The 6,254-nt window shown below is 62.3% G+C and carries 7 protein-coding genes and 1 pseudogene; 1 reads left to right on the top strand and 7 read right to left on the bottom strand.

All coding sequences use genetic code 11. The features are described from left to right. The 6 genes and pseudogenes from E1956_RS47335 to tnpA all read right to left on the bottom strand — a co-directional run. Positions 1 to 75 (bottom strand): hypothetical protein (locus E1956_RS47335; RefSeq protein WP_418789392.1); only part of this gene is annotated, 75 nt, incomplete at its 3' end. Between the two features lie 208 nt (positions 76 to 283). Further along, positions 284 to 946, bottom strand: a complete 663-nt coding sequence (locus tag E1956_RS45995; RefSeq protein WP_134760812.1) for a response regulator transcription factor — start codon at positions 944 to 946, stop codon at positions 284 to 286. Between the two features lie 18 nt (positions 947 to 964). Beyond that, a complete protein-coding gene (locus tag E1956_RS45990; RefSeq protein WP_232072558.1) occupies positions 965 to 1,792 on the bottom strand; it encodes a S1C family serine protease in 828 nt (275 codons plus the stop codon). Positions 1,793 to 1,979: 187 nt separating this feature from the next. Continuing rightward, a pseudogene (tnpC, locus tag E1956_RS45985) lies at positions 1,980 to 3,570 on the bottom strand (IS66 family transposase). A gap of 30 nt (positions 3,571 to 3,600) precedes the next feature. Continuing rightward, positions 3,601 to 3,945 (bottom strand): IS66 family insertion sequence element accessory protein TnpB, encoded by a 345-nt coding sequence (tnpB, locus tag E1956_RS45980; RefSeq protein WP_134759364.1) that lies wholly within the window; start codon positions 3,943 to 3,945, stop codon positions 3,601 to 3,603. Next, on the bottom strand, positions 3,942 to 4,256 hold the full coding sequence (tnpA, locus tag E1956_RS45975; protein WP_232072174.1) for an IS66-like element accessory protein TnpA: 315 nt from the start codon (positions 4,254 to 4,256) through the stop codon (positions 3,942 to 3,944). Before tnpA ends, tnpB begins: the two co-directional genes overlap by 4 nt. Before the next feature lie 100 nt (positions 4,257 to 4,356). On the opposite strand from tnpA, the gene E1956_RS45970 reads away from it, so the two are divergent. Then, positions 4,357 to 4,650 (top strand): hypothetical protein, encoded by a 294-nt coding sequence (locus tag E1956_RS45970; protein ID WP_134760808.1) that lies wholly within the window; start codon positions 4,357 to 4,359, stop codon positions 4,648 to 4,650. A 274-nt stretch (positions 4,651 to 4,924) separates the two neighbouring features. Here E1956_RS45970 and E1956_RS45960 read toward each other — a convergent pair whose 3' ends face one another. Beyond that, positions 4,925 to 6,100, bottom strand: coding sequence for a Fic family protein (locus tag E1956_RS45960; RefSeq protein WP_134760806.1), 1,176 nt, complete (start codon positions 6,098 to 6,100; stop codon positions 4,925 to 4,927). Positions 6,101 to 6,254 lie beyond the last annotated feature (154 nt).

The raw sequence follows: 6,254 nt of genomic DNA, 5'->3' as shown, positions 1-6,254 counted from the left end.
GAGCAGGCCGCGAACGTCGTCGGCAAGCGCCTGCGCAGCCGCATCGATGACGAGCCAGCCATTCGCCGTATCGATCCAAACGCGGGTATCGCGCCGAATGGTGAACGCGCGCGGCGGCCACTACGGCCAGCGCACTCAGCGATAGCGCGTCGGGTTCCTGCAGATGGTTGCGAACGTAGCGAAGCACGCGCCCCACGGCGAGGTGCAGGCCAGGTTGACTGACGGGTCGAAGATGCGAGAGCAGCGGACAATGTCCTTGCGGGGCGAGGCTCGTCGTGTCTCTCTACACCATGACGAATCCGTACCGCATGCCGAGCATCACCGCTTCGGTGCGATTGGTCGCGCCTAGTTTCCCGAAGATCGAGGCGAGGTGGAATTTCACCGTGTTGTCCGAGATGTCGAGTTGCCGCGCGATCTCCTTGTTGCCGAGTCCGTCGGCGAGCATCGCCAGCACTTCGATCTCCCGTAAGGTCAAGGCTTCGAACAGTTCGCCGGATGCCATCTGGCGCGACGGTTTTCTTCCGGCCAGCAGCCGTGCGAGGAGGTCGGGCGACAACACGCAAAGGCCCGCGGCGACGGCTTCGATGGACACGACGATTTCGGCTGGCATCGCGTTGCGCGGCAGGATCGCCGTCGCATCGGCGGGCAGCACGTCAAGGATCCAATCGCTATCCGGGTCGTCGATCAACAGGACAAGCCCCGGTGGCCCGGGTTCGACTAGCGTCTTGAGCGCGTCGCTCGCATCCGGCTCGATGTCGGTCACGACCACATCCGGCACCGAACCGGCGAGGCAATCGGCGAGCGTTTCGGCGTCGGCTGCGCTACCCACCAACTCGAGCGCCGGGGTCGCCTCGACAAGTGTTTGCAGGCTTGCGCGCACCTGCGACGATGCCGCAATCACCGCGACCCGCACCGGCCCCATGTGTACCATCTGTCCATCCGACATTTCGCCACTTCCCGGACCTCACCTGCACGAATTCCGTTGGGGACGTTCGCCCACGGTTACCGAACACGCGTGGCGTTCGCCACCTCGGATCAACGTGATTTGCAACTGCTCTCCAATGCTAGCGGAGCCCAGCGCGGCGTGCACGCCGTCCATGTCGCGGCACGGCCTGCCGTCCAGTTCGATCAGGACATCGCCTATGAGCACGCCCGCCTGTTCTGCGGGACTGCCCGGCGCAAGCGAATTGATCAGCAATCCGCTATTGAACGGCAGGTTCAGTTTGTTCACCCACGCGTCTGGCAGGCTGACCTGCTGCGTGCCGACGCCAAGGTAGCCCCGTGAGACGCGCCCTTTGGCCAACAGTTCATCGGTGACGCGCTCCACAGTCATTCCGGGAATCACCATGCCGGCGCCGCGCATCAGTGCCGACGTGCAGATGCCCATGACCTGCCCGCGCATATCTGCGAGGGCCGCCCCGGAGAAACCCGGGCGCAGACCGCCGTCCAGTCGCACGAACGCATCGAGCTGTCCACCTCTCCACGTGCGCCAGGGCCCCCCTGTGCTGCCGACTACACCGAAATCAGCGCTGACCCCGAACTCGTCCGCACGCGCGACAGCGAGCGCCATATGACCCGGCTTCAGTGACCGGGCATCACCAGACTCGACTGGTTCCAGGTCCACGCCGTCCAGTCTCAGCACGGCGAGGTCGGTGCCCAAATCCAGGCCCGCGAGGAGTGCGGCGACCCTACTGCCGTCGGTCAATGTGACTTCGATCCCGTCCTCACGCCTGATCGTGTGTGCGGCCGTCGCGACGACGCCATGGCGCCAGATCACCCCACTTGATGGCATGCGACGCCGGCCGTGTACTGCCACAACGCTCCGTCCGACTCGCCCGACAATCTCCGTAAGCGGCTCGGCAGGGCCGGTCCCCGATTCGCGCGCGCGTGGGGCATGATGTGAGAGCGTGGAGAGGTCCGGGTAGATCCAGATAGATCGTTTCCATGATCGTGGACACGATCTATCTGGATCTACCCGGTCAAACGGCGGGCGTGGGCGGAGCGGCCGGCTTCAGTTTGTCGGCCACGTTCCAGGGAAGCAGTTCGTCGATGCGGTTGACCTTGTGGTCCGCAATATGAGTGAGCACGTATTCGAGGTAAGCACGTGGGTTGATTTCGTTGAGTTTGCACGTACCGATGAGACTGTACATCGCCGCCGCACGCTCACCGCCGCTGTCGGAGCCAACGAACAAATAGTTTTTTCTGCCCAACGCTACACAACGCAGGGCATTTTCTGCAAGCACATTGCTGATCTCGGCGCGTCCGTCCTCGCAGTAGAACGTGAGCGCCGCCCAGTGGTTCAGCGAGTAGTTGATCGCGCCCGTGAGCGTAGACTTCTTCGACAGCGTCGCAAGCTTGGCCCTGAGCGTCGATTCGAACGCGTTGAGCAGAGGCTTGCTCTTCTCCTGCCGCACACGCAACCGCTCATCGGGAGGTTTGCCGCGAATGTCGGCTTCGATGCTGTAGAGCTCGCCGATCATCTCGAGCAGTTTCTGGGTATCCGGAGTCGGCGTACGCTCGTGAACGTCGTATATGTACCTCCTCGCGTGATCCCAGCATGCCGCTTCGAAGACGTCGCCGCTTGCGTACAGCTGATCGAAGCCGGCGTAGGCATCCGCCTGCAGGATTCCCTTGAAGTTGGCGAGGTGCGTTTGCGGATGAACACCCTTGCGGTCCGACGAGTACGTGAACCAGACTGCCGCAGGCTCCGTCGAGCCCGAGCGTCGATCGTCGCGCACATAGACCCAGAATCGGCCGGTTGTCGTCTTCTGGTTGCCCGGTGTGAGGACGGGAACCGTCGTGTCGTCGCCATGAAGCTTGCCGGCAGCCAGCACGTAGCGCTGGATCGCCTCGACCAGCACCATGCAGAGCTCGACGATCTGGCCGATCCAACGGCCCATGCTGGCGCGATCGAGCGTCACCCCGTCGCGGGCCGCGATCTCCGACTGGCGATACAGAGGTTGGTGATCCGCGAACTTCGATACCGCGATATCGGCCAGCAGGCTCGGATGCGCGATGCTGCGCTCGATCGGCAGGCCCGGCATCGGCAGTTGTTCGATATGGCCGCAGCCGGGGCAAAGCAATTTGCGCCGGATCGTGCGGATCACCTTGAATGCGGCGGCTACGCGCGCGAGCTGTTCGGATACGTCCTCGCCCAGCGGCTGCATGGTCGTCGCGCACCGGGCAGAGCGGATCAGGCTCGAGTACGATCTCCTCGCGCGGCAGGTGCGGCGGGAGCGGTTCTCGCGAAGGCGATTTGCTGGCCGGCGCATTCGGTGTCCTGTCTCGCTGGTTACGCGCCTCGGCAGCACCACGGCCGCCCGTCAGGTCCTCCAGCTGCGCCTCGAGCTTGTCGATCTGCTTGGCGAGTTGTTCGGACTTGCGCCCGAAGTGCATCCGCCTGAGCTTGTCGATCTGCGCCTTCAGGCGCTCGATCTCGTCATCTCGCGCGGCGAGTTCCTCCGCCATCTTCGCAATCGATGCACGGTGCTCAAGCAGCGATGCCTGTTGCGCGAGCACCATGGCACGGAGCTCGGCGACAGTATCGGGAAGCGGCGCTTGATCGGACATGCGTCGCAGTTTACGAGCCTTCCTCGAGGTTTACAACATCGAGAGTGCGGCGGTGCGTCGTGGTTGTCGCCAGTCGATGCCCTCGAGCAACATCGACAACTGCGCGCTCGTCAGATGGATCTTGCCGCCGTCGGCCTGCGGCCAGATGAAACGCCCTCGCTCCAACCGTTTCGCGAGAAGCCAGAGCCCGTCCTCAGTAGCCCAAAGCACCTTCACAAGATCGCCGCGGCGCCCTCGGAAGATGAAGACGTTACCGCCAAGGGGGTTCTCCTCAAGCGCCGTTTGCACCTTGGCAGCCGGGCCACGGAAGCCGCAGCGCATGTCAGTGACGCCCGCGACAAGCCAGATACGCGTACCCGTTGGCAGAGAAATCACGAGCGCAGACTCCTCAACACCGTTCGAAGCGTCTCAGCGTCGACAATACCGTCGACCTTAACCACCGCCCGACCGATCCGAACCTCGATTGAACCAGTGGGCACAGCCGGCCTCACGGTCTCAGGCTCTGGCAGCGCAGGAGGTTCATTGACCGATGACGCCTCGTTCACGATTGCCACCGGAACGAGTTGCACCGCCTCGGCTTGCTGTTCCGCCAGATACCGGCGCCGCCACGTGAACACGAGGTTCGCGTTCAAGCCGTTCTCACGGGCCAATCTGGCGATTGACACCCCTGGTTCGCAAGCTGCCATCGCCAGGCGACGTCGGAATTCCGGATTATGGTTTGGGCGACCTTTACGGCTGCCGGGCCTCTGTGTTGGCTCTGACAAAATGATGTCCACCACTTCGAAAATGATGGACATCACTTTGATGCCGATCCTTGCGGGCGTCTACGACGGCCATCGCGAGCCGCTTACCAATCTCCGCCAGATTGTCCGAAAGATCCATCAAGGGATTTCCGCTCGAGGATGTGGTTTCCATTTCAAGTCTCCTGCCAATTGCGATACGACCTACGTGCCTCGCGCCGTCGATTGCTCACCTGGCCTTTTCGGGCAGCGTCGCGACAACGGGTTCACAATGACAGAAGGACAGGTGGCGCACACCACCCAAATGGGTAGCCGGATCGATGCCGTGCGGGCGTCATGATGCAGCGTGATGCAGAGATCGGCCGCCTGCGGCCATTGGCCTCTGCATCAGCAAGGACGTTCCAACGTCGGCTGACAACCGACCATGGACATTCGACTGGCTACGTACTGGGCACGCAGGGCCGCAGGGCTTCGTCCAGCGCTGGACAAGCTACTGGCTGCATTACGCGTACTAGTCTGGACTGGACCTGACAGGTAGTCGCGGAAGCGAATTAATGACGGCGATTCAGTGAGGGATCAGTTTCTCCCCGGTTCGCTCTTGCGACCGGGGTTTTTCATCGCTCCGTGGTTACGCCGTGTGACCACCCAGGCACATTGATGTAGTAGCGCATAGCTTTGCCCATTCCATGGCACCACAGTTGTCCACCTGCGACCATCTCCGAAAGATCGCGTGTCGCCGTGGCCTTTGAGACGCCGGTCATCTTCATATACTTCTCGGCGTTCAGCCCGCCCAGGAAGCCACCGTCCCCGTCGTCCAGAAGACGCTGCAGCACCCTCCGCTGCCGCTCATGCAACTTGCAGCCCTCGTGCCTCTCCCAAAACCACCGCTTCTCGATAGCCTGGTCGATGACGTGGTTCGCTTCATGACAGGCTGCCGTACATTGGCGCGCGAACCACTGCACCCACACCGTGACATCAGTGTTACTGCGTTGAGCCTGGTTGAGGGCGTCGTAGTACGCCGAACGGTAAGTCAGGAACTGCCGCGAAAGGCTGTAGAGGCGCACCGGTTGCCGCAAATGCTGCGCCATGGCCATGTCAACGATTGCCCTCCCAATGCGTCCGTTGCCATCCTCAAACGGGTGGACGCTCTCGAACCACAGGTGCGCGATGGCGGCCCGAGCGAAGCCATCGATCGGCTTGCCATCCGGCGCCAGGGCCTGCGCCAGCGAAGACTTTGCGAACCATGTGAGAAAGCGCTTCATTTGCGCCGGCACGTCCCTGGACGGCGGCGCCTCGTAATGCACTACCTCACGGCCTGGCGTAGCGCTCACGATCTGCATCGGATCGTCATGGTCGCGATATCGGCCGACGGCGATTCGGTGAATGCCGGACGTGCCACCGGGGAACAGCGCAGATTGCCAGCGGCACAAGCGGTCCTCATCGAGGGGCAAATCAAACGCTGTCGTGGCATCATTGATGACCTCGACAAGGCCATCAACCTGGCGGTCGAAAGGTCCCGACGTTGTCAGTCCGAGTCGCCGCATCACGGACGACCGAACAACATCGAGCGGCAACCGCACCCCTTCTATGGCGGCCGTGGCCAGCACCTCATCCGATAGCGCATCCAGTGCGACCTGGCTGGTACGACCAAGGCCGATGGCCATGGCCTTACCTTCGACCACACCGTGCATTCTGTAGGCCTCTGCCAGATCAGGTGCGGTCATCTGCGCGTCGTAGGTGAAGTCAGGCCATTCGGCACGACGCCAAATCCAGGCAGATTTCGTACTCATGAGCCACAATCTATCACATTCGGCTCATATCTTGAGCCGTTTTGAAAATATTGCGGCTCACACAATCCCCCACCAACTACTTATCTGCCGCCGGACCGGGTCAATCTCAGTCATCCTGCTCGGTGGCTGGCATTCGCTGAACCACCGTCCACGA

Source organism: Paraburkholderia pallida, from assembly GCF_004524855.1.
In the GTDB taxonomy this organism is placed as follows: domain Bacteria; phylum Pseudomonadota; class Gammaproteobacteria; order Burkholderiales; family Burkholderiaceae; genus Paraburkholderia; species Paraburkholderia oxyphila.
The sequence above is the reverse complement of the archived record's forward strand: the minus strand, read 5'-3'. Positions and strand labels throughout refer to the sequence as shown.